Below are 24,249 nucleotides of genomic sequence, written 5' to 3'. Positions count from 1 at the left end.
TGGCCTCCAGACCATCTGAGAGGTTGGCCCCATTGCCTCCCCGCGAGGGAAGGCACGGCGGGGAGGGCTGGGGTTTATGCAGAGAGGTCGTACGGCTCAAGGGCGGTCATCTTGCGGCGCAGTGATGCGGCCATGGCGGCGCGCGAGAAGACGACAGCGACGGCGTGGTGGTCGCTGAGACCGGTGGTGTCGATCACGTAGACCGAGATGACGGCGTTGATCAGCCAGGGGTCGACGTAGATGCGGTCGATGCGTCGGTCGCCCCCTTGGGTGGGCTTGCCATGTCCGGCCGTGGGGAGGAGAGCGTCCTTCTGCGCGAGAGGGCCGTGGGCAGCGTAGCGGGCGGGGTCGTGTAGGCCGGCACCGAGCAGGGCCTCGTCGGCGTAGGTACAGCTGACGCGACTGCCGCCCAGGCCCTGGTTGGTGCGGTGCATCATGTGGAACCGGTCGGTGATGGTCTTGCTGGTCCAGTCGATCGGCAGGACGCGTTCGCCTGCGGGGTGGGGGTACTCGTTGCAGTCGCCGCCGCCGATGAACGCCGCACCTCCGTTGACCTTGTCCGCGAGGGCGAGGATCTCGTCGGCTTCTCTCTCCCGGTCGTGGGGCGAGTTGAAGGCGAGATGCCAGCTGGCCATCACGATGCGTGGGACAGGGACCTCGTGCAGGCTGGCGATGATGTTGGTCGGGGGAGTGCGCCACAGCCTGGGGTGCTCGAACTGTTGGTGCACGTCGAAGACTTCCGGCCGGACGAAGAGCCCGGTCCCGTTGCGGCCGGACCCCTGCGCGCCGAGGAAGCCCCGCATCCCCAGACGGCGTTCGGCCGCGTGGAGACGGCGGTGGCCTTCCGCCCGGCTGTAGGTCATCTCCTGCCTCAGGAGTACGTCCGGGCGGTGCTCTGCGATCAGTTCGTGCCAGTCGCACCACCGGGCGGGAGGCTTACCGAGTTCCTCGGCGCCGCCGTCATGCTCAAGGTTGCCGGTGATCGCCGTGACGACAGGCTCTCGGTACTTGTCGGTCGTACCGTTCAAACGATCCTCCAGTGTTGAGGACGGTTGCAGTGCTCCCGCCCGCGTCGGCTGATGTGGTGGTCCGGGCTCTGCGCCCGCCGGCTGATCTGCTGGCGGGCGCAGAGACCGTTTCTCCGGCGTCTTCGGCCCGCCGACCGGTCGCAGGCGCCGAACCTTGGCGCGCCGCCCCGTGTGGACCGCGCTCGTCAGCCGCCTACCTCTCCGAGGAACTCAGACGGGGGCCGCTGACGGGGTGGGTGACGCCGACGACCTGGCCCAGGACGACCGCGTCGGCAAGCGGAGCATCGCTGGCAGTTACGGGAAGCAGTTGCACGGTCAGGTGGGCACCGGCGCGCAGGGCACCAATGGAGTGACCGTCGAGTAGGACCTTCAGGAGGACGGCTCGCTCTGCTTCGTCCGGGACTACGGCATGGCTGCTGTCCAGGAGCGGGCAGCCGATGACGGTTACCCGCTGCCCCTCTTCGGCGAACGTCTCGGTCAGGACCCGGTGTCCGCGGAAGCGTCCGCTGGCAGACTTCTTGACCAGCCCTCGCTTCTCTAGCTGATCGAGGTGGTAGACGACGGAGGCGGGTGAGCTGAGCCCAACCGCTGCGCCGATCTCCCGCAACGTGGGCGGAAAGCCCTGCCTTTGGTCGGCTTCGCGGAGAAGGTTGATGATTTGCGGTTGTCGATCATGCAGCCCACGATGGACTGGCGGAGTGCTCTCTTGCTCCGTATTTGCAGCAGGTGCGGCCGTCGGTTCGCAGTCGTTCGGCATGCGCTTCCTGGGCAGGTCGTGGACGGGTGAACTGGTTGTCGGGCCGGTGGCCCTGCCCCGCTGAGGGGCCAGATGCCGACCAGCGGCGGCGCTTGGAGCACGCGAAAGACGCCGTGCTGGGGCCCCGTGGGCCGCCGTCGGCGGCCCACGGGGGGCTCTGTGCGTCCAAGAGGGGTCGGTCTGTGGAGTCGTCAGGCCAGGGTGAAGCGGCTGCGCTCGACGTCGGTGACCGTGCGCCGCTGCTCATCGAGCTCGCTCTGTGCGGCCCGGCTGTAGTGGACGACGATCTCCGTGCCGAACAACTCGTGCGCGAGCGTGCTGGTCTGGAAATCCCGCAGTGCGTCCGCGAGATCCGGGGGCAGCGGCAAGGCCGAGCGGTCGGCGTAGGCATCACCCAGACGCGGGGACGGCAGGGCCAGCTTCCTGTCGAGGCCGTGGGATATGGAAGCGAGCGCTGCGGCAGTCAGCAGATAGGGGTTGGCGTCGGCGCCGCCCAGCCGGACCTCCAGATGCGCGTCGTCGCCGTGCCCCGTTACCCGGATCGCGCAGCCGCGATTGTCCGGGCCCCAGTTCATGAACTGGGGGGCGAACGACCGCGGCGTCGCGAACCTCTTGTACGAGTTGGTGGTCGGCAAGTACAGCGGCGCCAGACGTGGCATCGCGTCGACGAGTCCGGCGATGCCATGTGCCATGGGATCGGGCGGCATGTCCCGGTGTGAGGTGATGGCGAAGGCCGGCTGGCCTTCCCGCCAGAGGGACAGGTGCAGGTGCAGGCCGCTGCCGACGCCGGTTTCGGGCGCGGCCATGAAAGAGGCCGTCAGGCCGTGCTGCTGCGCGACGTGGCGCAACGCGTGCCGGTAGACCGTGTAGTTGTCGCAGGCCTCCATGGGCGTGGCGCTGGTGTAGGGGAAGGTGGCCTCGAACTGACCGGGCGCCCCCTCGGGCTTCAGCGCCTCGACGTCCACGCCGGCGTCCGGCAGGACCGCCTCCAGGTGGCCGAGGAAGGTCGCGATCTGCGGTGGGAGATCGAAGTCGTAGTCGATGTTGCGGCCGACGGCCGGCTCAGGACCGTGGTAGAGGACGAACTCGCTCTCCAGGCCGATCTTCACCTGATAGCCGAGTCCGGCAAGTCTCTCCAGCTGACGGCGCAGGATCTGGCGGGGCGCGACCTCGATGGGCGTGCCGTCCAGGTCGACAGCGTCACAGTGAACCAGGGCGAGGCCGGACATGTAGGGCAGAACCCGCAATGTCGGCCAGTCCGCATCGACGCCCATGTCCCGGTAGCCGTCGTCCCAGCCGGTCAGGTCGAAGCCAGTGAGCGGGTCCATGTTGGCGTTGGTGGCCAGGATGTACGCGCAGGCCTCCGCCACGCGGTTGCCGCCCGTGTCGCCGAGCCGTTCGAGCAGAGCGAGGCTGCCGAGGCGTTTGCCCTTGAGATGCCCGCGCATATCGGGGATGGCCGCCATCACGGTGCGGATGATGCCGTGGCGCATGGGAACCTTCATCGCATCCAGGTCGATGCGTCCGATGAGGTCTTCGGGAGGAAGTTGTTCGGTAGCCATCGCAGGTCAGAAACTTTCACTCTCGGTCATTCGGGCTTCGCCGGGCTGGGCAGTGCGGGCGCCGGCAGTGAGCTGATAGGCCTTCTTGCCCCGGGTCACCCAGGTCCCCCAGGCCAGCAGCAGCGCGGCCAGCAACGTCACACCGGCGTAGTTGAAGGTGGTGGCGTTGATGGGTTGGGACTGCGGCAGGCAGAACACCACGGTGATCACCACGACGTAGGTGACAGCGACGATGGCGATCGGCCGGCGCCAGCGGCCCAGGCTCCACGGGCCGGGCTGGTAGTGGCGGCCCTTCTTCAGGGCGAGGAGGACTGGGGCACCGTAGGCGGGGATCATGCCGACTGCGTTGATTGCGGTGATCGCCGCGTAGGCGGCCGGGGACCACAGCGCGGGGAGAGCCAGCAGGAACGGCACGACGACAGACAGCCAGACCGCGCGCGTCGGTGTCTTGGTGCGCTCGTTGACCAGACGCCAGCTCTGCCATCCCGGCAGGGCGCGGCTGCGGGAGAACGCGTAGACCATGCGGCTGCACGCGGCGACCTCGGCGTTGCCGCAGAACAGCATGGCCACGATCACGACCAGGAGCAGCGCCTTGGCACCCGAGGCCCCCAGCACGTCGAGGAAGATCTGCGCGGGCGGGACACCCGTTGCCGTGTTCAGCGTGGCTGCGTAGTCCTGGACGGCGAACAACATGCCGGCGATGAGGACGAACCCGGCCACCCACGACACCCAGATGGACCGGACGATGCCCTTCGGGGCGGAGACCTGAGCGTTGGTGGTCTCCTCGGCGACGTGGGCGGAGGCGTCGTAGCCGCAGAACGTATACCCCGCGAGCAGGGCGCCGACCAGGACGACGTAGAGGGGACTGGAGAAGCCGGTGGCGTTGTGGAAATGCATGAACACGAATGTGGGGCTCTGATGCTCGGCCGGGGCGAGGGTGAGGGCGCCCACGATGACGGCGACACCGATCAGCTGCCACCACACGGAGATGGAGTTCAGCACGGTGACGAGCCGGACACCGGCGGAGTTGAGCAGTCCGTGCACCAGGAGGATGACGCCGAACAGCAGCATGGTGGTGCCGGTCGTGGGGGTGACGCCCCACTGCATTTGCGCGAAGGCTCCGGCGAAGGCGGCGGCGCCGTAGTCGATACCGGCGATGGCCCCGAGCAGGCCCAGGAAGTTGAGCCAGCCGGTCACCCACCCCCAGCGGGCCCCGCCGAGCTTCTCGGCCATGAAGTACGGGCCGCCCGAGGTCGGGTAGGCGGAGACGACGTCGGCGAGGGACAGGCCCACCAGCAGGGTGAAGAAGCCGATACCGACCCAGGTGCCGAGCATCACCACGGGACCGCCGGTGCGCATGCCGAACCCGAACAGGCTCATGCCGCCGGCCAGAATGCAGATCACGCTGAAGGAGATCGCGAAGTTCCCGAAGGCGCCTATGCGACGGTTCAGTTCGGGCTTGATCCCGAGTTCGGCCAGGACGTCATCATCGGTGGTCAGGGTGCTGGTTCTTCTGTGGGACACCAGAGATCCACTTTCACTCAGAGTGGGATGGGACAGACCGTTGGCGGTGGGGACGCCAAGTAGAAGAGGGCTGGCGACTGCTCAGGCAGCAGGCGCTGGGTGGCTGCGCAGGGTGGAGGAACGGGTCGTCACGAACCAGTCCCTCCAGTCCCTGGAGCGGCCCAGACTGGCGTTGATGTCCTGCCACGGCTGGGCGGTGGCGTAGGGGCCCATGGCCCGGAACACGGCCGCGGAGCGCTTGTTCTCGCCGGTGGCCACCAGGGCGTGCGCGAGGTGGCTGAGGTCCGTCATGGACAGCCACGGGTATTCGGCCGCTGGGATGCCGGCGAACCACCCGTCGTAGGCCCCGCAGGCGTAGTGCCCGACCTGAGCCCGCTGCCAGAAGTGCACTGCCCCGACCTGGCCGTGTCCGTGGTCCCTGCGGTACTTGTCCATGATCGAGTAGAGGGGCAGCATCAGCAGTTCCGGGGCGAGCAGCTTTTTCGAGGCAAGCCAGAACGAGAAGTCCATTGAGGCCCCGAGTCCGCTGCGGACCATGAGGGCCTGGCGCATGCGGTGATGCGCCTCGCGGCTTCCGGGGTGCCGGATATCAGCCTCGTGCAGAAACGGCCAGGGGCCACGGTGGTACATGCCGTGACTGCGGACTTCTTCCGCGGGCAGCATGTCCCAGGGGCGGGGCCGGCTCGGCGCATGGGGGTCGAAAGTTTCGGGGCGAAACGGGAGTTGCGTGAGCTGCAACCGGTCGATCCACGGCACCGGACACGCCGGAAGCAACTCGCTGGCGTGCTGGCACGCTTCCGCGGCCATCCGCGTGGCACGGCTCACGATGTGCTCGCTCTTCCCGCTGCGGAACGCATCGACGGCGGCCCGTGAGAGCACCCTGGCCCACATCATGGCCGCGTCCGGATTGCCCGGCTCCTCGTCACGCCACATCTTGAAGACTCCGGGCTCGCCCCCTGCGGCCAGTAGCTGGCTGCGGCTGGTGCGGAGTGCCCAGTGGCGGCCCGTCATACGGAGCAAATCGCGAGTAGCGGCGTAGCGCCCCAACCGCAGGTCTTCCAGGGCGTTACGCAGTTCTGCGTCAGCGCCGACGGAACTGACGATGACGGTCATGTCATCGGGGGTGCCGTGGACGTCTCGTTGAGGGGGCACGGCACCGATCTTTAAGGGAGAAGGAGAAGGCATGGGGGAGGCCTTGAGGATTAGAGGTGGGTGTAGGGACTGGCGGGATCTCGGGTCGAGGCTTGGGGGACTCGGGCCGAGGAGCTGTGAGCAGGTTCCGCCGTGGGCAGGGGGAGCGTGCACCAGGCGCGGGTGCCGTCTGCGCTGAATCCCCACCTACCACCCGCGTCCGCAGCCACGGCGTCGACGAGGAACAGGCCGCGGCCGCTCTCACTGTCGGCGGACGGGTGCTGCACCGAGGGGGGCTGGGAAGGGGTGTAGTCGGCGACCTCGATACGCAGTACGTCGAAAGACGGCAGCCAGGCCCGTACACCGATGCTGTCCGACCTGCCGTGCAGGATGGCGTTCGCGCACATCTCGGAGACGACGAGCAGCACGGTGTCGATCAGATCGTCCGGCACCCGGCAGTAGCGGCACCAAGCACGCGCGACCCGCCGTGCCCGCCCGACGCTCGCCGCAGCCGCTGGCATCGCAATGTCGAATCCGTCCGTGACGCGATATCGGACCGGCATCAGAAACTGCGCCGCCGACGGACTCGTCAGCCCGGCAGGATTTGGGGGCATTGGGGTGACTCCCTGGCTTCTGTGCTCGGTCGAGCACTCTCAGCGAAGTAGGCGATCAGAGTTCACCCACTCCGGGTAGCTCCGCCATGACTTGCGACATGGCTTCTTCGGTGCTCCCGGGTGACTGAGGTGGCCTCGGGGTAGCTTTGAAGTGGCTTCTGCGTAGGGGAGGTTGCCCCTGGGAGTGCTGGCGGTATCCCCTTCCAGAGAAGGGATCGATTCGTAGGCCGACCGCCTGCGTCTCGCAGACTGGGGGCGGAGTGAGGACTGAGCCGAGGACGCTGCTCGCATGGCTGTGCGGCCGGGACAAGGTCACCTATCGCCGCTTCGTGCAGGACTTCACCAAGCACGGTGGGCGGATCTTCGGGAACGGCAGCGCCAGCCCGACGTGCGGCGAGACGCAGTTCCGGCGGTGGACTGGCGGTCAGCTGCAAGGATTGCCGGTCCCCGAGGCCTGTCAGATTCTTGAGGCAATGTGGCCCGGCTACTCGGCTGAACAGCTCTTCCGGCCGCCGCCGAAGACAGATCCCCAGGCACCCGCGAATGACCTGGAAGAACGAGTTCGAATGACCGCAGAAGAAGCCCTTGAGGGCGCCGACGCGACTGCTTCGGCGTCCATCTCCGACAACTCAATCGACGAACTACGCGACCAGGTGGAAACCGTAGCCCGCAGGTATCACCTGATGCCGCCCGCCGAGGCCTACGAGAACGTCGACCGGCTGCGCCTGGCGATCGAGCGGCAGCGGGACCGGACGCAGGTTCCCGTCCAGCAGCAACATCTTATGATCCTGAACGGGCAGGCCGCCGCCCTTCTCGCGGTCGCCGCGTTCGATCTCGGGTACTTTCCGAGTGCCCGGAGCCTGGCGCGTACGGCCGCCGTATTCGGCGAGACAACCCGCTTCACGCCGCTCCAGGCCTTCGCTGACGGCACTCTCGCCTACATCGCCTACCACACGGGCGACGCCACCGAGGCGGTGGCGAAGGCCAGCCGCGCTCTGTCCTACGGAGGCCTTGGGGACATGGCGCACCGACGGCACCAGGCGATCAAGGCCCGGGCCCATGGGCACCTCGGCGATGTCGCCGCAGCCCGAGAAGCGATCTTGCTGTCCTCGCAAGAGGGCCAGGGCCGCCGGGATGATCTGCACGACGGGGTGGGCGGTGAGTTCGCTTTCTCCCTGGAACGCCTGGCCATGTCCACCAGCACTACAGCCCTGGTCATCGGTGACGCCGCGCAGGCCGAAGCCGACGCGCGGCGCGCCTTGGAACTCATCGCGCAGCGGCCGAGTGAGGAACAGTCGGCCCACGTGCGGGCAGGTGCCGCCGCAGACCTCGCCCACGCACGCCTCATGGCGGGCGACGTGGACGGCGCGGCCGAGGCCCTACAGCCGGTGTGGGAGGTCCCCGCGGAGAAACGGCAGACGGGCATCGTCGTCCGCACAGCTCGCATCGGAAGGCACCTGAACCGGCCCGAGTACCACGGCTCTACCGTCCCCAAGGAGCTGCGGGAGCGGATCGAGGACTTCAACCGCGTCTCCCCACCGCACCGCATCGGCCCGCACATCGGGCTGCTCGCGATCGAGAGCTGACCTACAGAGAAGCGAGGATCTTCGCCTCTTTCTCCGGGGCGATCCCGTGTTCCGCCCATCGCGGATGGTTCACGGGACGCCCGTCTCCGGCCCACCACCGCCACGTGTCCCGGATGGTGTCGACAAGCGGCCGGCACTGAAGCCCCGCAGCCACGGCGCGGCTGGAGTCAACGGCCCAGACACCCGCGTGAGTACGCCACAGGGGCAGCTCCGTCCACTGCTTCACGCCCTGCTCGATCAGCGCCTCGGGGTCGACCCACACCGGTGCCCCGGCACCGCCCGTCTCAGCAAGGCACGCTTCGAGGAAGCCGCGGAAGGTGATGCCTTCGGGGTGGGTGACGTTGAAGCCGCCTTCCGAGGAACTCGCCGCCTGGTCGAGGGCGAACCTCGCCACATCTCGAACGTCTACCGGTTGGATGCGCTGCGCCGCCGGGGCGGGTGCGAGGATACGACCGCCGCGCTTGGCTCGCTCCAGCCACCAGGGCAGTCGGCCAACGTACTCGCCCGGGCCCAGGATCACACCTGGGCGTAGCAACACCGCAGCGCTGCCGAACACTTCGATCACGGCGCGCTCCCCGCCGGCCTTTTGGAACCCGTATTGAGTGGGGGAGCCGTCCGGGCCGGTGTAGCCGTAGGACTGATCGGCGTCCGCCGGGCAGTGGAGCAGAGGTGAGGCGTCGGTGAGCGACTGGTGGGGCCATCCCTCGTACACGGACACGGTGGAGATGTGCACCCACCGGCGGGCGGCCGGGCGCAACGTGGTTGCGGCCGACAGGACGTCGCGTGGAGGCAGTTCGGAGCTCGATGTGTCGATCACGGCATCCCAGGTCCCGTGCTCGGCAAGGCGCCCCAGGTCGACGCGGCTCGTACGGTCGCCGTGAATTGCCTCTACGCCGTCCGCATCGCGGCCGGAGCGCCCGCGGTTGAAGGTGGTGATCTCCCACCCTCGCGCCAGTGCGCCCTCCACGATGTGCTTGCCTAGGAACCATGTCCCGCCCATGACCAGAAGTCTCATGGGATGATCCTGCCGTGCGGCCGGATGCCGGGGAAACAGCCTTGGCCGATACGGCTGTCTAGTCGGTGAGCGGAAGCGCGTCAGGCTTCCGTCGCTGCCGCATGATTGAGGACGGGCATCCTGGAGAACGGATCGTTCTTCTCAGACTCAGCAAGGCGCACGTACACCTATCGGGGAATACACGAGCCTGGGCGCCAACGGTTGACCCGCTACACTTCCTCGCCCGTGGCGCCGTTCTCGGCCAGTTCGATCGCGGGTCCCACGCGGATGCCCGGGGACGAGACGTGTCGGCCCCGCGCTGTCCCCTGTGAACGGAACGGCGATGACCAGGTGTCGGGCGGCATGTCACTGTGCGGTCTCCGCTGTTTCCAGCACCGTCCGGACTTGCTCCGCCCACTTTTCCCACGGCGTGGCCAGGGGACGTCGAGAGAGCGGGCTGCCGCTGCTCCGCTGGGGGTGGCGAGGGTGACGACGGCGTGGTCGTGGCGCAGGACGACGAGTGTGGTGACGGGCTGATTACGCGGCAGGCGGTAGGCCGTCGCAGGGTCGCCGAGGACCTCTGCAGTGCTCTGCTGGCTGTCTCGGCTTCCTCCGTCGATCTGGCAGACCGCCACATGCGCTTCGCCGGGGCGGTACGCCTGAATGTTGACGACCCTCTTGGTGGATTTGCGTGTGGCAACGCTGGCGACGTCTGCATCGGCATCGGTCGTCGCGTCAGCGGTGCGACGTGCGGGCTCCCGTCAGGGTGAGAAGCAGCCATGGTGTGCGGATGGTGTTCACTCCGTAACTCCCAGTGTCAGGGTGTTCGGCTGGATCTATCTGCTCGCCTGACCGACAGGATAGCTCGGCAGACCCGACGAAGTTGCGCACTCGTGATCACCTTCACACTCGATGCTGCGTTGAGTGAACGCGTACCCAAATGGTAAATAAGCTCCTATGTATACATAATATCTCCACTCAAATTATCTCGAAATGATAACGGAAATGTGTGATCGGTGGTCAGGGTTGACCAAAATGAACACAAGGACAAGTGGCAGCTCAGGGTCTTGATCAACACGCGAGTTGGGTGATTTGTTCGCCTTTGTGTGTACCTTTTCGGCCCTTGGTTGAATCGCGCAGGGTGGCTTCTGTCGCCTGATCCTTTGCGCGCTTCGCGTAAGGTCCGAGAGGTTCCCAGGGGCCTTCTCGAAGGGCTTTCATCGGTTGGCATCCGTTCGCGCTTGCGATCGTGAGGGTTCGCAGGGATCTCCTAGTTCGCAGGGATCTCCTATGTCCTCGCAGTCCGATCGCAGCGGGTGGCCGCTCCATGCGGATGGTGCAGGTCTTGGTGCGGTCACCTTCATGGGGCTGCCCGGGGGACCGAAACATCTTTGACCCGTGGTGGCTGACGCTCGGCTCCAAGTGCGAGCTCCGTTCAGCCGGTACGAAGGGATTGCGCACATGTCTCCGGGAGAATGTCCCCGTAGTGAGCCGGATTCGACGGTTCCCGTCAGAGGGTGGGTGGGGCGTCGGCGGCTGGGCCGGTGGCGTACGGCCGAGAGGCGCACCGTGGAGCGCGGCCTGCACCGACGCCTGCGGCAGGAGCTGCGGAGCCTCGGCGTCGTTCCGCCCCTGGACGTGAACGAGCTGGCAAGGGCGCTGGGTGAGCGGCGTGGACGTCCGGTGGTCCTGCGCCCCTTCGCGCTGGAGAAGCCCGGACCTTCGGGACTGTGGGTCGAAATGCCCAAATCGGACGTGATCCTCTACCAGAGGGAAACGACCTCGTTGCACCAGCGGCAGATCATCCTTCACGAGCTCCTCCACATACTCGTCGATGAGTGGGAGGACGGCCGTGAGGCCGCCGAGGGGTCTCCGGACGAGTTCGTTGAGGAGTGGTCAGCCCTCATGCCTGTGCTGGACCCGAAGCTGATCCGGCGGGTCGCCACCCGTTGCTCGTACGAGGACGCGGAGGAGTGTTCGGTCGAGCTGGCGGCCACCATCATCCTGGAGTGGTCCTCGGTGGTGGATGCCCTTCCTCCGCTGTCGGAGGACCCGAGAGTGCGTCGGGTTCAGTCTGCTCTGAGCGACCGGCGAGGGTGGTTGTAGTTCGTGGCGTACCTTCTGCTCATCATCGCGGTCGCGGTCGCGTGGCGGCTCAATCTGTGGTTCCGTGCTCCGCACGACGCTCCCACGCGGTCGGTGGCGCTCGCCTTCCTGTGCATGGGGCTGTCGTATCCAGTGGCGATGCCGGGAGGCGCTAGCGGGATCGACACCCTTGCCGGGCACGGCATGGCTAGGCTCGCCCAGAACCTGTTGCTTTTGCTGGCTGTCTACTTCCTGATGTGCTTCTACCTCTACTCTGCAGACGGACCGACAGCGCGTCGTCGAGCCCGGTGGGAAGCCGTCGTCATGGTCCTGGTCGCGGTGGCGATCACCGCGGCGGCTGTGGCTGTGCCGCGGGATGAGCTCGGCAAGCCGTACGTCACGGTGGACATGACGGTCCCCCAGATCTTCCTCTTCTACACCGTCGCCGGCCTGTACCTGATGTACGCGATCGGCGCCGCCGCCTGGTGGTCCGCTGCCTACGCGCGCATGTCGCGCCGGCCTCACGCTACGGGCCTGTGGATGGCCGCGACCGGCCTGGGCGGGATGGCTGCGGCCTGCGCGATCCGCGCGGTCTTCGTCACCGTCCGCTGGAGTGGTGGTTCGGTGTCGTATCGGGTCAACACATACACGTCGCTCTTGCTGGTCGTCGCCAGCCTCCTCTTCGCCGCAGGCGTCACGTACTCGGTGGCCCGAGCCAGGATCACCGCTACCCGGCTCTGGCTGCGTCGGCGACGCGATCACCGTCGGTTGGCCCCCTTGTGGCAGCTACTGTTCGAGGTCTATCCCCAGAACCACCTGCGCCCCGCTTCGTTGGGGTTGTGGGATCGGTGGCGGGCACGTGGTGTCCACCGCCGGTACCACCGTCGGATAGTGGAATGCCGGGACGGACTGGTCGACATCAGCCCGTACGTGGTGGGCAGGGGAGAAGGCATGAACCTGCTGGACCTTGAGCCTGCTCAGCTGGCCGAGCGGCTACGCGTCGCCGCCGACATGATCAAGAACGATGTTCTGGCCCCGGGGCCGGCGGTCGCCTTGGCGGTGCCGAAGAGGGACGACCGGGATGAGGACGTGCGCCAGTTGATCGCTGTGGCGGAAGTGCTCCGGCTGACCGCGTAACCAATGGGAGAACGAGGAGACGAGACGACATGCTGATCACGGCCGGACGGGTCCTGACCGGTTCCGGGACGTACCTGGAAGACGGCGCCATCCTCGTCGGGGGCGCCACGATCACGGCGGTCGGACCCCGCACGCAGCTCGCCGTCCATGTCGGCGCGGACGAGACGCACCTTGCGTTTCCCCACGCGACGGTCGTCCCCGGGCTCATCGATGCGCACGTCCATCTGGTGTTCGACGGCAGCAGCGACCCGGTGGCTGCCCTCCGCGCTTCGGATGACGAACACCTCCTGTCGGAGATGCGCCGTCGAGCGGCGCAACTCGTCCGCAGCGGTGTGACGACGGTTCGGGACCTGGGCGACCGTAACCTCCTGGCCCTCCGTCTGGGCGAGGAGATCAGCCGTGGCGGCACTCCCGGTCCTCAGGTTGTGTCTGCGGGCACCCCGTTGACCAGGCCCGGAGGCCACTGCTACTTCCTCGGCGGCGAGGTATCCGGCGAGGCGGCAGTCCGCAACATGGTGCAACGCAACCTGACGGCGGGTGCCGGCGTGGTCAAAGTCATGGCGACCGGCGGCGGCCTGACCAAGGACGGCCCGAAGAGCTGGCAGAGCCAGTTCTCGGAGGACGAGCTTCGCGCTCTCGTCGACGAAGCGCATCAGGCCGGCGTGCCCGTGGCCGCGCACGCTCACGGGGTGGACGGCATCACGGCCGTCGTGGACGCGGGCGTGGACACCATCGAGCACTGCTCCTGGATGACGGAGGACGGCTTCGGCCTGCGTCGCGATGTGCTCAAAAAGATCATCGATCAGGACATCGCCGTCTGCCCAGCCGTCAGCCCCCACTGGCAGATGGTGCCGCGTGTCTTCGGCGAGGAGCGAGCGAAGGTCCTTTTCGGGCAGGTCCGGGAGATGGCCGAAGCCGGCGTCAAACTCATCGCCGGCACCGATGCCGGAGTTCAGCGGACCGGGTTCGACGGGTCGCTCGTACCCGCCCTCGCGTTCTACGCGCACCTGGGTATGACGAACGACAGGATCATCGATATGGCAACCGTCCACGCCGCCAACGCCCTGGGACTCGGCAGGTCGACCGGCTGCATCGCTTCCGGCTTCCGCGCCGACCTGCTCGTCGTCGGCGGAGATCCGCTGACCGACCTCAATGGCCTCCAGGAGATCCGTGCGGTGATTGCCGCCGGACAGGTACACGAGCCGGGGTCTGGGACCGATCAGCCATAACCCCTCAGGCGGCCCACGCCTCACGGAGGGTGGTCCGGGTCAAGCGGAGCCGCTTTCATCATCGTCGAATTCCACTGCGCGACGGCCGGCATCGTGATCTTCGCTGACGAGTCGTAGACAGTCAGGCTCCAGCAGCGGAACGACGGTGACGGTGCCGGGCCGTCGTCCGCCGACTCCGACGGCCTGCCAGCCACGCCGGACGCGTTCGGTGGCGTCTGCCGTTGGAGCGTACGGCTGGCGTGTCATTGCGCTGACCTGCGCAGTTGTGCTGTTCCATGTGCGGGACACGGATGACGGGACGGAAGTCCATGGTGGAAGAGCTGACCGCCACGTTGCATACAACGCTGGGGCAGATCGTCGTGAGGCTGTTTCCGGAGTCCGCGCCGGAGACGGTCGCGAGCTTCAGCGGACTGGCCCGGGGGACCTGGACGTGGCGAGACCCGCGGACGGGTGAACTGGGCTTCGGGCCGCTCTACAGCGGAACGATCTTCCATCGTGTGGTCGCCGGCCTCATGATCCAGGGCGGCGATCCTCAGGCCGACGGCACCGGAGGACCCGGCTGGGAGTTCCCGGACGAAATCGACCCGGCAGTGAACTTCGACCGGCCGTACATGGTGGCCATGACCACCACGGCTCCGGACACGGTCGGTTCGCAGTTCTTCATCACCCTCAGGCCGGCACCGCATCTCAACGGCCAGCACACGATCATCGGTGAAGTGATCGAGGGGCAAGAGGTCGTCGACGCCATCGCGAAGATCCCTACCGGCAGCAATGGCCGTCCCATCACGGATGTTGTCGTCCGGTTCGTCAAAATCGACCGACCCCAGACCTGAGCCCGTTGTAGCGTGTGGGTTGCGTTGCATAGGGCTTCCGGCCTAGACGCGGGATTCCGTGGTTAGTGCGCACTGTGATGGTGTCGGGGACCGTCGCGCTGGTCCGTGCCGATTACACGGAGCGTATGCCGCCAGCGAGCCCGCGCGAGTGCTTCGAAGGTCTGCTTCGGGGCTGGCAGGGTGGGAAGATCTCCCGGTCGCTAGCAATCGGCGCCACGAGCGCGGCGTCCGATACGCCGAGGCCGTCGAAGGGCAGGGACCGCATGCAGGTCGTGGGCGTGGACATCGGCTCGGTGAAGCAGTCGAACTTCGCCTGGGCAGCCGTTGACTCACCGGAGCTCCCAGCAGTCTCCTACGGGGACGATCCGGAAGGCGCCGTGCAGGCTCTGGTGTGGTCTCTTGATGAGGACGGGCGAGCGGTCCTGGCTGTAGAAGCGCCGATGGCAGTCCCTGTGCCGGCTCCCAACAGCGATGAGTGGCGGTGGCTGGGCCGCGCCCGCACGGGGGAAGGCAACCGGCCTTGGTCAGCCGGTGCCGGCGCGGGAGCGCTGGCCACCGGAGTCGCGCAGACCGCCTGGATGCTCTCCCGCCTGCGAGCGCTCGTACCGCAGGTGACCGTGACCACCCAGACCGAGCGCTTCACCGCCGGGCACGCCCATCTCCTGCTTGCCGAGGCCTTCGTCTCCGCTGCCGGCAAACCTGTGACGGTAGTAGCGGCCGACCAGCACGCCGCCGACGCCGAAGCCGCCGCCCGCGCGACGTTCGCCTACCTCACTCAAGGACCAGAGGGCTTCCCCCAGGTCACCTGCGCACCCCGCTGCTCGTTCAATCTCCTTGCCGCGATTGCCATCTGGGCAGGGCTGTCCGTCCCAGGCGACGAACTCCACCAGGACGTGCTCGTGATTCGCGCCCAGCCGACCGCTTGACCCCCGCCGCGCGGCATCGGTCATAGGACGGGGCGGACCACGTCAGCCGGGCGACACTAGCTTCCTGTGAACAAACCAGTTCATCGGTGGGTTGCGTCACTCGCCTGTGCCCGTCTCCTTCTCCTCCAGCTCCGCCACCAACTCGTTGACCAGCGCCATGGCCTTCGGTGACAGCCCCTGTGCGCCGAGCCCACGAGCCCTCACTCGGCCCACGGCTCCCTTCTTGGCGGCCGCCAGGAGCTGAAGACCCTCGTAGACCTGGGCCGCCACGTTGTCATCCGGTTCGAAATACATCCGGGAGACACCGACGACCGCCGCCAGTGCGTCCAACACGACAGGCGGCGCGGATTCGGCGACGCCGGTCCGGAGGTCCTGGAACTCCTGCTCGGTGATGACCTGAGCCCCGGCATGGGCGTTCACCGCGTTGACCATTTCCGCGTCTGAGGGAGGCCCTGGGGGGCTGGGATACGAGTTGTCCAGGAGCAGCGTGATCTTCTCGGCCAGCGATTCGGGAGGGCCGCCGGGAGCCGAGCCCACCCTCTCTCCCGACAGTTCGGGTTCGTCGACTTGCAGCCCCTGCGCCTTGGCGATCGATCTGGCCTCAGCTTGCCGCAGCTCCTCCTCGCTGACCCCGTACGCCGACGCCAACGCCGGGATGTACCTGTCTTTGAGGCGTCGCTCGCCGCGTTCGGCCGCCGCCACTGGACCGGCGCTTCGGGTTCCGATCAGTGTGGCTGTCTCGTACTGGTAGTAGCCGGCGTCGCAGCGCAGATCGGTCAGATCGGGGGGCCCGGACCGCGGGAACAGTTCGTTCAGGTCCCGGCCGAGAGCGCGGGACAAGGCGGGCAGCTTCTCCGGATCGGGAGTCTGCGCACCGCTCTCCCAGCTGGCGACCGCGGAGTCGGAGACACCCAGAGCCTCGCCGACGGCGGCCTGGTAGATCTCGGCGGCTCGCCGGACGGTACGCAGACGGCTCCGGTCGAAGTGGCGGGCGGGCATCTGACCTCGCTTTTTACGCAAGCTGGAGTCGATCCAGCATGTTGACTTTTTCTCTAGCCGGGAATAGCTTCAGCTTAGCGAAGAGGGAGGGGTGTCGCACGCCAGCTCGGTCTTCGTCTTCGATCCCACCAAGGCTCCCGGCTGAGGTGGGGCCGCCGGAGCTCAACCGCTGCATCCCTCACGCGGAGGGCTCCCAGAACAGAATCGGTATCGAGGGAGTCGTTCCTCGTGCGTTGGAGCGTGTGCGGTTTCGAGCCTGAAGGGCGCGAAAGACGCACCTCTGCCACTCCCTGCCCGGAACGAAGATTTCTGAGTGGCTGTTATGTGAGGAGCGTCGCATGTCTTGGCTGCGTTGAATGGACGGAAGAATCCGCATCCGGATCTCGGGGACTGAGGATATCCGGTCGCGCGCAAGTCTGCGCCCCTGCTGAACCTAGCTCACCCAACGGTGGGGGATTCGAACGGGAGCGATATGCCCGGCGCGGCCTTCCCTGTGAGCTTCTCCAGCCCAGTCGTATATGTCGAGTTGGCGTCAGCATCCGTCGATGCCCGCTGTCCGCTGGAGTGTTCACCAGCTACTGCATATGTTGCTGGTCCAACGCCGGCACAGCCGAGCGACGCCCCGCCAACGGAGGAAAACGGAACCAATCTCAGTGCCAACTCTGCCATTTCCAGCAGGAAATGAGAACGGCGCCCAGGAGTTAGCGGCTCCTGAGCGCCGAGCCCGCCACCCCTGAGGGTGCGGATTCATAACCGGGGCGAGTCGGCTGGCCTTTTCGACGAGAACGGCCGTCCCACCCCACCTACGAGTGAGGAATTGTCGCATGCCCGCGTCCCGAAGCGGAAGGGCGATCACCGCCCGGCCCGCCAAGGCTGTTGAACCCTCGGACGGTATCCGTCAGCACCGCCTGGCTGTCCTCCTGGCGGACATGGTGCCTGGTGCCCGCATCTTCCGCGTCTCGCAGCGCCAGCCCGGTCAGACCTGGCCGAGTCCCTATACCCGCGCGTACGACGAGTGGGGACAACCCATATCTCTCAACCGGACCCAGCGAACCGCCGCCGCCCGCTGGGTGATCCGGGCCTTTCCCGGGGCGAACTGGGACGGGGCGCATGACCTCGACCTGACCACCGGGTCCCTGCGTCCCACGGCGGGGGCCTGCGCTCCATCGGACGGGGGCCGCTGACCCGTGGCCCGGATCCGAACCATCAAGCCCGAAGCCTTCGCGTCCGAGTCGCTCGCCGCCGTCTCCCTCGCCGCCGAGCGGACCTTCTTCGGCCTCCTCACCCAGGCCGACGACCACGGCCGCTTCCGCGACCAGCCTGCCGTGATCACCGGACTGCTGTGGTCGCTGCGCCCGGAGCACGGACCCGTGGACGTCGAGGACGACCTGACCCAGCTCGCCGCCGCCCACCTGATCTGCCGCTACGGAGGTGACGACGGCAAGAGGTACCTGCACGTCGTCACCTGGCGCCAGCATCAGAAGATCAACCGGCCGAGCGGCGTCCGCTTCCCGGCCTGCCCGCACCACGATGTCGAGCAGCCCGTTCCGGACGCACCGCGAGCTCACGGAGACGGCACTGAGTCCTCCGTGAAGACCCACGGAGGGCTCAGTGAGGGCTCACGTACCCGAGATGAGATCCCCAGCCCTCATAAAACCGCAGCTCAGAACACACTTCGTGAGCCCTCGCGGAGCGCTCACGGAGGACTCAGTGAGCCCTCGATGAGCCCTCACGGTCCGGATCTAGGACCTAGGAACTTGGATCTAGGAACTACTTCTCCTTCTGGGGGCGCAGGCGCCCCCGCACCGGAGACCGTCTCGACTCAGCAGCTCATGGCCGAGTACACCGCTGCCTGTGCCCACCGCCCGCCCAGCGGCGTACTCGGTCACCTCGGACGGGAGACCGCCAAGCTCCTCGCGGAGGGCATCGATCCGGACCACGTCCGGGCCGGTCTGGCCCGCCACCGGGCGAAGGGTCTGCACCCGAGCACTCTGCCGAGCCTCGTCCACGAGGCCATGAACGCCACCCCCACCAGTTTGGTGCGGACGGAATCGCGGCCTAACGTGCCCGGTCACCGGGCCTGGGCCAATCCCGCCGACCCTGCCGCCGCCTACGCCGAGGAGCTGTGATGCGCGACCACGACGCCCAGCCCGTCGGCGGCATCGCCCGACGCCTGGCCAACATCCTCACCTCACGGGGTATCGACCCGGCCGCGCAACTCACCGACCCGGTCGAACCGATCCCCGCCCTCCAGGCGGCACAGGCCCGAATCCCGGCCCGCTACCAGGCAGCCGTCGCCGACCACCCGGCGGTCGCCGCCTGGGTCCGCGAGATCGCCGAGGCCGGCCGTCCCGGACCCGAGGGAGCCCGGGGCATCGCGCAGGGCCGCTCGCTGCTGATCGTCGGCACCACCGGCACAGGCAAGACCCACCAGGCGTACGGCGCGATCCGCTCGCTGCTCATCGCCGGCGTACGGCTGCGGTGGAAGGCGACCACGGCCGCCGACCTGTACGCCGAACTGCGACCCCGCCCCGGGCACGACGGCGAGCGGGAGCTGATGGACCTCGCCCGCTGCCCCCTGCTGATCATCGACGACCTCGGCGCGGCCAAGAACAGCGAGTGGACCGAGGAGATCACGATGCGGCTGATCAACCGCCGCTACAACGAGATGCTCCCGACGCTGATCACCACCAACCTCGGCATGGCCGACCTGCGTCAGCACATCGGCGACCGGGTCGCCTCCCGGCTGACCGAGATGAGCGACAAGGTCATCCTCGACGGCCCCGACCGCAGACGAGCCCTCGCAGCCGAGCGTCGCCGCATCCCCGCCGTCTGATCCCCGCCGCGGGCGGCTGCCACCACCTCCGCCTCCTTCACGCACCAACCCCCTCGGACGCGCCTGCCCAAAACGCTCCCGGGGCGACCGGAGACACCCACATGCACAGCACCGAGAACCAGACGCCGCGCACCCTTGGCGACCTCACCTGGCACGACAGCGCCGCCTGCCGCTCGACGACCCATCACCAGGTCGATCCGGACATCTTCTTCCCCGAGCCCGACGAGATGGACCGCATCCGCGCCGCCAAGGCCCTGTGCGCGCAGTGCCCCGTCCGTGCCACCTGCCTGGACGCCGCCCTCGAAAACGGAGACCGCGACGGCATCCGGGGCGGCATGACCGAAGAGGAACGCGACCCCCTGCACCGCAAGCTCCACCGCCGCTGCGACTACGCCCGAGTCAACGCCGTACTCGACGGCCGCGACATCCACCTCACACAGGCCGAGCGCGACGCCGTCGTCACAGCCGCCTACCACGCCAAGGTGCCGGCCGAGCGCCTCGCCTGGCTGCTCAAAATCACCGAGGAGCACGCCGAGAAGCTCTACCGACGCACCCGCCGGAAGATCCGCAACCGCGCCGTCGACCACAAGAAGAAGGTGAACGAGGGGAAGACGAACCCCAAGGCCAGCCCCACCACGAAGCTCAAGGCACCCGCAGCCGAGACCCCCGCACGTGGCGACCTCGGGACGGCCGCGTGAGCCACAACGCCCCAACACCGGCGCGGATCACCGGCTGGGACCGAGCCGCGATCGTCGCGCTCGGCGGCGCCGGATGCGCCCTCTCGTACGACGCCCTGCAGCAGATGGCCACCGCCATCCACGTCCGAGGACCCCTCACGTTCCTCTTCCCCCTGGTGATCGACGGCTTCATCGCCTACGGAGTGCGCGCCCTCCTGGTCCTGCGCACCGCCTCCTTCGCCGCACGCCTGTACGTCTGGACGCTGTTCGGCACGGCGACCACCGCCAGCATCTGGGCCAACGCGCTGCATGCCGTACGCCTCAACCAGCAGCATCCCGGAGGCGGCGGACTCCGACTCGGCGACGTCACCGTCGGCGCCCTGTCCACCATCGCCCCGCTCGCCCTGGCCGGAGCCGTCCACCTGTACATCCTCATCGCCCGCCGGGTCACCGAGGCCGGTCACCACGGACACCCGGACACCGTCGCCGTCCGCACTGACCGGATCACCACTGACCGGCCGGAGACCCCGCAGGCGGCGGACGGACACCGGCCGGTCACGGTCACCCCCGCACACTCGACCGCGCTCTCCCGGCCGGAGAACGGCCGTCCGGCGGTCACTTCCGGCCCGGACGTGCCGCGAATGGCTGACCGGGAGGAGGCGTCCGGACACCACCCGGAGAGCGTCCCGGAGCCTGAGTCCACGCACGGCGGAGACACCACTGACCTGGGCGGACAGCCGGTCAGCAGACCTGCCCCGATAACCCGTCTCCGGCTCGCCGCCCCCACGGCTACCGAGCCGGAGACCAGCCGGGGCACCGCCTTGGAGGCCTCGGACACTGGCGGCCCGGACACTGCCGCGTCGGCGGACACCCTCCTGCCGATCGCCCGCCGGGCGGTCGCCGACGCGGGCAAGGCCACCCGCGAGGTCGTCGCGGACGCCATCCGCGGACAGGGCAAGACGCTGTCCAACGACCGGCTGACCGCCCTGATGCGACAACTCCGCGCCGAGACCAGCCAAAAGTCGGCCACCAGGACCGGCTGACCGACCGGCCCGGACAGGCGGGCGGTCAGCGGCCACAACCTGGCCGCCCGCCCGCACCCGACAAACTCTCCTCCACGCACCGGAGACACACATTGCGCACCACACCGACCACCCCGGCCGAAGCGGACGCCTGGATCACCGTGCTCCGGCGGTACGGCCACCTGCACCGTGCCGAACCCGGCCCGGACGGAACCTGGACCGTGCAGCGAACCCCCGCCAGCACGCCCCGCACCCTGCATCACCCGGTCCTCGCGCTCGACTTCGTCACCGAGATCCTCCGCGACGTGCGCCGTACGAAGGCCCGGACGCAGTGATGGCAGGCTCCGAATCACCCGAAACAACCTCTGACCTGCGACAAGACGACTTGCCGGCACGAGGCCGAGCAAGCTGTAGCTTCCGAAACTCCTCCGCGGCCACGGGCCGCGGAGGAGTTTCGGAAGCGCATGCCCCCGCCCCGGGAGGGGCGGCGGAAGCCCGGCACCAGGGGGCGCCGTGCTCGGAAGCCGCGACCGAGGGCGGATCGCGGCCAGGAGAGCACCCGAACCCGCCCGCCACCACGCGTACGCGCCCCCGCCTGCGCCAGAGCGTGCACCGTGACCAAGTCCGAAGCGTCCGACTGACATCCGACGAACTCGCGTTGGTGAAGCACGCCGCGGAAGCCGTCGGCCTGAAGACCGCCGGGTTCCTCGCTGACGCCGCGGTCGCGGTCGCCCGGGACCAAGGAGGCCCGCAGCCTTGGCTGTTGGACCAGCGCGGCCGGGTCGAAGAACTGATGGCCGCCAGCGCACAGCTCGCCCGCGCCGGCAACAACCTCAACCAGGTGGCCCGCATCCTCAACTCCGGCGGTCAGGTGGAGTACGCGGACGACGCGGTCGCCCGCGTCCTGCGGGCCGCGGACCGGGTCGAGGCCGCCGCGATCGAGATCGCGCGGCGCTGACGGTGGTCCCCGACATCTCCACCGGCAGCCGCACGTACGGACTCCTCAACTACCTCTACGGACCCGGCCGCCGCGAAGAGCACACCGACCCGCACCTCGTCGCATCCTGGATGCCCGAACTCGCCCACGACCCCGGACGCGATCCGGCCGCCACTCTCAAGCAACTCGCTGACCGGCTCGACCTCCCCGTCCTCGCCCTTCCGAAGGACCGGCGCCCGGCCCGGCACGTCTGGCACTGCCCCGTGCGCACGGCACCCGGCGACCGCCACCTCACCGACGCCGAATGGGCCGAGGTCGCCCGCCGCATCGTCCACGCCACCGGCATCGCCGAATACGGCGACGACAAGGCCTGCCGTTGGATCGCCGTACGCCATGCCGACGACCACATCCACCTCGCCGCCACCCTGGTCCGCGAAGACGGCCGCCGCCCCCGCCGCCACGAGGACGGCATCCGCGCCCAGGCCGAATGCCGCAAGATCGAGAAGGAGTTCGGCCTGCAGATCCTCAACGGCGGCGATCGCACCGCCGCCCAGCGCCCCACCAGCGCCGAACGCTCTAAGGCCGAGCGAACCGGCCGGACCGAGACCCCCCGCGAGTCCCTGCGGGAGAGCGTCCGCCACGCCCTGGCCGGAGCCGTCAGCGAGGAGGAGTTCTTCCACCGCCTCGCAGAAGCCGGCCTTCGGGTCGAACAACGCATCGCCCCGTCCGGCGACGCACTCGGATACAAGGTCGCCCTGCCAGGCGACCGCAACCGCGACGCCGAACCCGTCTGGTTCTCCGGCTCGAAACTCGCCCCGGACCTCTCCCTCCCCAGGATCCGCCAGCGCTTGGCCGTTGCACGCCTCGATGGCGAGCCCATCACGGACCATGGAGATGACCGAGCACCTCGCCCGGCCCCTGCACGGCGCCAGGCGGTCACGGTCGCCGAACGAGCCGTATCGATCCTCGACGGGGACGATGACGAAGACTCCGCCGCCCAACTCGTCGGCGCCGGCGAACTCCTCGACGCTCTCGCCCAGACCGCCCCGCCCTCGACCCGCGGGGAACTCTCCGAGGCCGCCCGCGCCTTCGAACGCGCCACCCGCTCCCACATCCGCGCCGAGCGCGCCGACAACCGAGCCATCCGCTCCGCCGCCCGCGGCATCATCCGCGCCGGCAACGCCCTCGGCAAGGGCGAAGACGGCGGCGCCACCGCGATGGTCCTGTCCACGATGGTCCTCGTCACCATCGCCGCCGCGCGCTGGCACTCCGCCCGAGGCCACGCCCAGCAGGCAGCCGCCGCCCAACGAGCCGCGCAACACCTGCGCAGCGCCTACCGCTCGGCCGCCACCGTTCCCATGAACGCGATGCGCGAGCAGGGCCGGCGCCTCCCCGAACCCGTACGAGAGCGGTACGCCGACACTCTCGAAACCCTCCTGCCCGAGCAGCCCGACTCCCTACGCCGCGAACCCGGCTGGGATGCACTCGCGGCCACCCTGGACCAGGCCGAGCGCGCAGGACACGACCCGGATGCCCTGCTCCAGCAGGCCATCGAATGGCGCGAACTGGACACTGCGGACAGCGTCACCGACGTCCTCGTCTGGCGAGTACGACGGATCGGCAAACTCCCCGCCACCATGGACCCGCCACGCGCCCGTACGAACGCGCGGACAACCCGATCACGCCCTCGCCCGTCCCCGCCGCAAGCGCCCGATGGGTCGGCCGACACCCGCCGTGTCGACTCCCGTCACCGGGGACCAAAGCGCTGAGCAGCACAAAGAGCTGGACACCGACGGCCGGCGCCTGTTAGGGCTGGTTGATATGGAGAAGGAGACAATGCAGATACTCGACGAAGGCCTCCACACTCAGAGAACCGTTCTGCCGGAGACGGCCCTCGGCGACGATCCTCTGCTGCGGCTCCAGCAGGAGACGCAACTCGGCGACGGCAGCATCGGCCTCCGCGCCACTACCCACCCCGAGGAAATCGTCATAACCGGGATCCCCGCGATGTGCTCGCAGTGCGGCGCCCGGCGCGACTGGATGGTGATCTGCGACCGCGACGAGATCAGCATCCGCTGCCGCTGCGCACACCAGTGGGCCGAGCGCGAACTGACCCGCGCGGACTACGAGGCGATGATCGACGTCGGAGGCCAGGACTACCCGAACCTGGAGGCTGCGGCCCAGGCCGCAGGCTACGACGGTACGTTCGTCGGCGTGTATCTGGATTGACAAGCGGAATCGCCTTCGGAGCGGTCTCCGGCGATCGGTCCTGCCACCTGGAGTGGCCGACCTCGACCATTGGGTTGGGAAGGGGCGGCCACATCTCTGTCGGCCCCTGCGGTTCCGGGGCTCGGTCCCGGAAAGCCTTCGTA

At 68.3% G+C, this 24,249-nt stretch carries 22 protein-coding genes; 14 read left to right on the top strand and 8 right to left on the bottom strand.

Annotated features, from left to right (window positions below; genetic code table 11):
- Positions 1–74 precede the first annotated feature (74 nt).
- The 6 genes from ACFZB3_RS37065 to ACFZB3_RS37040 all read right to left on the bottom strand — a co-directional run bounded on the left by ACFZB3_RS37065 (position 75) and on the right by ACFZB3_RS37040 (position 6,523).
- Positions 75–1,028 (bottom strand): endonuclease/exonuclease/phosphatase family protein, encoded by a 954-nt coding sequence (locus ACFZB3_RS37065; RefSeq protein ID WP_391383982.1) that lies wholly within the window; start codon positions 1,026–1,028, stop codon positions 75–77.
- A gap of 193 nt (positions 1,029–1,221) precedes the next feature.
- Positions 1,222–1,785 carry a LexA family protein gene (locus ACFZB3_RS37060; protein WP_391383977.1) on the bottom strand — a complete coding sequence of 188 codons (564 nt, stop codon included), beginning with the start codon at positions 1,783–1,785 and terminating at the stop codon, positions 1,222–1,224.
- A gap of 191 nt (positions 1,786–1,976) precedes the next feature.
- Positions 1,977–3,347: a glutamine synthetase family protein gene (locus ACFZB3_RS37055; RefSeq protein WP_391383974.1), complete on the bottom strand. Its 1,371-nt coding sequence runs from the start codon at positions 3,345–3,347 to the stop codon at positions 1,977–1,979.
- 6 nt (positions 3,348–3,353) lie between these two features.
- Positions 3,354–4,871 (bottom strand): amino acid permease, encoded by a 1,518-nt coding sequence (locus ACFZB3_RS37050; protein ID WP_391383972.1) that lies wholly within the window; start codon positions 4,869–4,871, stop codon positions 3,354–3,356.
- A gap of 81 nt (positions 4,872–4,952) precedes the next feature.
- Positions 4,953–5,984, bottom strand: coding sequence for a hypothetical protein (locus ACFZB3_RS37045; protein ID WP_391383967.1), 1,032 nt, complete (start codon positions 5,982–5,984; stop codon positions 4,953–4,955).
- Between the two features lie 89 nt (positions 5,985–6,073).
- On the bottom strand, positions 6,074–6,523 hold the full coding sequence (locus ACFZB3_RS37040; protein ID WP_391383964.1) for an ATP-binding protein: 450 nt from the start codon (positions 6,521–6,523) through the stop codon (positions 6,074–6,076).
- 353 nt (positions 6,524–6,876) lie between these two features.
- Here ACFZB3_RS37040 and ACFZB3_RS37035 point away from each other — a divergent pair, with 353 nt between their 5' ends.
- The gene (locus ACFZB3_RS37035; protein ID WP_391383962.1) at positions 6,877–8,202 is read left to right on the top strand and encodes a DNA-binding protein; all 1,326 of its coding nucleotides are present in this window, start codon (positions 6,877–6,879) and stop codon (positions 8,200–8,202) included.
- A 1-nt stretch (position 8,203) separates the two neighbouring features.
- On the opposite strand, the gene ACFZB3_RS37030 is transcribed toward ACFZB3_RS37035, so the two are convergent.
- A complete protein-coding gene (locus tag ACFZB3_RS37030) occupies positions 8,204–9,217 on the bottom strand; it encodes an NAD-dependent epimerase/dehydratase family protein (RefSeq protein WP_391383959.1) in 1,014 nt (337 codons plus the stop codon).
- A 1,548-nt stretch (positions 9,218–10,765) separates the two neighbouring features.
- On the opposite strand from ACFZB3_RS37030, the gene ACFZB3_RS37025 reads away from it, so the two are divergent.
- From ACFZB3_RS37025 to ACFZB3_RS37005, 5 genes are all read left to right on the top strand, one after another.
- Entirely contained in the window at positions 10,766–11,302 is a 537-nt protein-coding gene (locus ACFZB3_RS37025; protein ID WP_391383956.1) for a hypothetical protein, read from the top strand.
- Positions 11,303–11,305: 3 nt separating this feature from the next.
- Positions 11,306–12,418 (top strand): MAB_1171c family putative transporter, encoded by a 1,113-nt coding sequence (locus tag ACFZB3_RS37020; RefSeq protein WP_391383953.1) that lies wholly within the window; start codon positions 11,306–11,308, stop codon positions 12,416–12,418.
- 29 nt (positions 12,419–12,447) lie between these two features.
- Positions 12,448–13,647: an amidohydrolase family protein gene (locus tag ACFZB3_RS37015; RefSeq protein WP_391383951.1), complete on the top strand. Its 1,200-nt coding sequence runs from the start codon at positions 12,448–12,450 to the stop codon at positions 13,645–13,647.
- Between the two features lie 308 nt (positions 13,648–13,955).
- Complete coding sequence (locus ACFZB3_RS37010) at positions 13,956–14,480, top strand: peptidylprolyl isomerase (protein WP_391383947.1); 525 nt, start codon at positions 13,956–13,958, stop codon at positions 14,478–14,480.
- A 263-nt stretch (positions 14,481–14,743) separates the two neighbouring features.
- A complete protein-coding gene (locus ACFZB3_RS37005; RefSeq protein WP_391383945.1) occupies positions 14,744–15,406 on the top strand; it encodes a hypothetical protein in 663 nt (220 codons plus the stop codon).
- Positions 15,407–15,502: 96 nt separating this feature from the next.
- Here ACFZB3_RS37005 and ACFZB3_RS37000 read toward each other — a convergent pair whose 3' ends face one another.
- The gene (locus ACFZB3_RS37000) at positions 15,503–16,405 is read right to left on the bottom strand and encodes a helix-turn-helix domain-containing protein (protein WP_391383941.1); all 903 of its coding nucleotides are present in this window, start codon (positions 16,403–16,405) and stop codon (positions 15,503–15,505) included.
- Between the two features lie 1,187 nt (positions 16,406–17,592).
- Here ACFZB3_RS37000 and ACFZB3_RS36995 point away from each other — a divergent pair.
- From ACFZB3_RS36995 to ACFZB3_RS36960, 8 genes are all read left to right on the top strand, one after another.
- The gene (locus ACFZB3_RS36995; protein ID WP_391383939.1) at positions 17,593–18,534 is read left to right on the top strand and encodes a hypothetical protein; all 942 of its coding nucleotides are present in this window, start codon (positions 17,593–17,595) and stop codon (positions 18,532–18,534) included.
- Positions 18,534–19,241, top strand: coding sequence for an ATP-binding protein (locus tag ACFZB3_RS36990; RefSeq protein WP_365349707.1), 708 nt, complete (start codon positions 18,534–18,536; stop codon positions 19,239–19,241). The genes ACFZB3_RS36995 and ACFZB3_RS36990 overlap by 1 nt, the downstream gene beginning before the upstream one ends.
- Before the next feature lie 101 nt (positions 19,242–19,342).
- Positions 19,343–19,939 (top strand): WhiB family transcriptional regulator, encoded by a 597-nt coding sequence (locus tag ACFZB3_RS36985; RefSeq protein ID WP_391383935.1) that lies wholly within the window; start codon positions 19,343–19,345, stop codon positions 19,937–19,939.
- Positions 19,936–20,961, top strand: a complete 1,026-nt coding sequence (locus ACFZB3_RS36980) for a DUF2637 domain-containing protein (protein WP_391383933.1) — start codon at positions 19,936–19,938, stop codon at positions 20,959–20,961. Before ACFZB3_RS36985 ends, ACFZB3_RS36980 begins: the two co-directional genes overlap by 4 nt.
- A gap of 92 nt (positions 20,962–21,053) precedes the next feature.
- Positions 21,054–21,275, top strand: coding sequence for a hypothetical protein (locus ACFZB3_RS36975; RefSeq protein ID WP_391383932.1), 222 nt, complete (start codon positions 21,054–21,056; stop codon positions 21,273–21,275).
- Between the two features lie 272 nt (positions 21,276–21,547).
- Entirely contained in the window at positions 21,548–21,898 is a 351-nt protein-coding gene (locus ACFZB3_RS36970) for a plasmid mobilization protein (protein ID WP_391383929.1), read from the top strand.
- Positions 21,899–21,900: 2 nt separating this feature from the next.
- Positions 21,901–23,646 carry a relaxase/mobilization nuclease domain-containing protein gene (locus tag ACFZB3_RS36965; protein WP_391383927.1) on the top strand — a complete coding sequence of 582 codons (1,746 nt, stop codon included), beginning with the start codon at positions 21,901–21,903 and terminating at the stop codon, positions 23,644–23,646.
- Positions 23,647–23,713: 67 nt separating this feature from the next.
- Positions 23,714–24,106 carry a hypothetical protein gene (locus ACFZB3_RS36960; protein WP_391383924.1) on the top strand — a complete coding sequence of 131 codons (393 nt, stop codon included), beginning with the start codon at positions 23,714–23,716 and terminating at the stop codon, positions 24,104–24,106.
- Positions 24,107–24,249: the final 143 nt, after the last annotated feature.

The sequence above is a fragment of the Streptomyces sp. NPDC008092 genome (assembly GCF_042957285.1).
Classification (GTDB): Bacteria; Actinomycetota; Actinomycetes; order Streptomycetales; family Streptomycetaceae; genus Streptomyces.
The sequence above is the reverse complement of the archived record's forward strand: the minus strand, read 5'-3'. Positions and strand labels throughout refer to the sequence as shown.

Excerpts from the sequence above, each read along its gene's own strand:
- ACFZB3_RS37060 (WP_391383977.1), bottom strand. The coding sequence starts at position 1,785 with ATGCCGAACGACTGCGAACCGACGGCCGCACCTGCTGCAAATACGGAG.
- ACFZB3_RS37055 (WP_391383974.1), bottom strand. The coding sequence starts at position 3,347 with ATGGCTACCGAACAACTTCCTCCCGAAGACCTCATCGGACGCATCGAC.
- ACFZB3_RS37045 (WP_391383967.1), bottom strand. The coding sequence starts at position 5,984 with ATGACCGTCATCGTCAGTTCCGTCGGCGCTGACGCAGAACTGCGTAAC.
- ACFZB3_RS37040 (WP_391383964.1), bottom strand. The coding sequence starts at position 6,523 with ATGCCAGCGGCTGCGGCGAGCGTCGGGCGGGCACGGCGGGTCGCGCGT.
- ACFZB3_RS37030 (WP_391383959.1), bottom strand. The coding sequence starts at position 9,217 with ATGAGACTTCTGGTCATGGGCGGGACATGGTTCCTAGGCAAGCACATC.
- ACFZB3_RS37015 (WP_391383951.1), top strand. The coding sequence starts at position 12,448 with ATGCTGATCACGGCCGGACGGGTCCTGACCGGTTCCGGGACGTACCTG.
- ACFZB3_RS37010 (WP_391383947.1), top strand. The coding sequence starts at position 13,956 with ATGGTGGAAGAGCTGACCGCCACGTTGCATACAACGCTGGGGCAGATC.
- ACFZB3_RS37005 (WP_391383945.1), top strand. The coding sequence starts at position 14,744 with ATGCAGGTCGTGGGCGTGGACATCGGCTCGGTGAAGCAGTCGAACTTC.
- ACFZB3_RS37000 (WP_391383941.1), bottom strand. The coding sequence starts at position 16,405 with ATGCCCGCCCGCCACTTCGACCGGAGCCGTCTGCGTACCGTCCGGCGA.
- ACFZB3_RS36990 (WP_365349707.1), top strand. The coding sequence starts at position 18,534 with ATGCGCGACCACGACGCCCAGCCCGTCGGCGGCATCGCCCGACGCCTG.
- ACFZB3_RS36985 (WP_391383935.1), top strand. The coding sequence starts at position 19,343 with ATGCACAGCACCGAGAACCAGACGCCGCGCACCCTTGGCGACCTCACC.
- ACFZB3_RS36960 (WP_391383924.1), top strand. The coding sequence starts at position 23,714 with ATGCAGATACTCGACGAAGGCCTCCACACTCAGAGAACCGTTCTGCCG.